The following is a 1,226-nucleotide window of genomic DNA, read 5'->3' on the forward strand; positions in this document are numbered from 1 at the left end:
AGTCTGTCGAGTAGTCTTTCGGGGACGTCAGCCAGGAACGGCTGGTGCGCTTCCTCGAACATAGGGTCGGCGACAAGCGCATCATCCGCCTGATCCAGAAATGGTTGAGGGCGGGCATCCTCGAAGACGGGGTCGTGACCGTCGATGACAGGGGAACGGGCCAAGGCTCGGTGATTTCACCGCTCCTCGGCAATATTTACCTGCATTACGTTCTGGACCTGTGGGCCAAGCGCTGGCGACAGCGCGGGGCCACTGGCGACATGGTCATCGTGCGCTATGCCGATGATGTGGTGGTCGGCTTCGAGCACGAGGGCGACGCTCGTCGTTTCCTCGATGCGATGCGTGCAAGGCTTGAGGAGTTCATGCTGTCGCTCCATCCGGACAAGACCCGCCTGATTGAGTTTGGTCGCTTCGCGGCGGTCAATCGCAAGCGGCGCGGGCTCGGCAAACCGGAGACCTTCGACTTTCTGGGGTTTACGTTCATCTGCGGAAAATCACGTCGCGGGAACTTCCTGCTTCAACGGAAGACGCGACGTGATCGCATGCGGACCAAGCTTCAGGAGATCAAGTTGGAGTTGCGGCGACGAATGCACAGCCCGATTCCCGAACAGGGAAGATGGTTGAGGCAGGTCGTGACCGGTCATTTTGGCTATTTTGCTGTCCCCACGAACGGCCGAGCGTTGAATGCGTTTCGGTTCTACATAACCGATCTCTGGAGGCGCACGCTTCGGCGACGCAGCCAGCGGAGCTGGCCTAACATGGGATCGCACAACAAAGCTCACCGATCACTGGCTCCCCAAACCGCAGATCCTTCATCCTTGGCCACAATTGCGCTTCGCCGTCACGCACCCGAGGTAGGAGCCGAGTGCGGGAATTCCGCTCGCTCGGATCTGTGCGGGGGGCGCTCAGTAATGGGCGTCCCTACCGCGAACGTTGTTTGAAAATGTCTGAATCCATGGGTAACCATGATTCGGAGGTCGTGGACGCCAGCAGCGTCGATCGAGGAGACGCTTGCGTTGTGGGCGGCGTCGCTTCGAGAGATCAAGAAACGGATACGTCCGTTGTTCACGCAAGAGCGTGTGGCGACGAATGCAGGCCTGTTCCTGGAAGGTCTGCTCGGAGATGAGCAGCGCAAGACCGGTTGGGTGCGGGCGGAGGCGGCTGGCGATCCCGGCCCATGGTGGCAGCAGGCAATTCTGGGCCGTGGGATTGGGACGCTGATGCCC

The 1,226-nt window shown here is 60.4% G+C and carries 1 protein-coding gene and 1 pseudogene; both read left to right on the plus strand.

Annotated features, from left to right (window positions below; all coding sequences use genetic code 11):
* The first annotated feature begins 44 nt into the window (after nt 1–44).
* Nucleotides 45–941, plus strand: a complete 897-nt coding sequence (locus tag FXB38_RS42425) for a reverse transcriptase domain-containing protein (protein WP_347340277.1) — start codon at nt 45–47, stop codon at nt 939–941.
* A gap of 24 nt (nt 942–965) precedes the next feature.
* Nucleotides 966–1,226, plus strand: a pseudogene (locus FXB38_RS42430) (IS701 family transposase); the annotation flags it as partial.

It is taken from the genome of Bradyrhizobium cytisi (assembly GCF_008123515.1).
Classification (GTDB): Bacteria; Pseudomonadota; Alphaproteobacteria; order Rhizobiales; family Xanthobacteraceae; genus Bradyrhizobium; species Bradyrhizobium cytisi.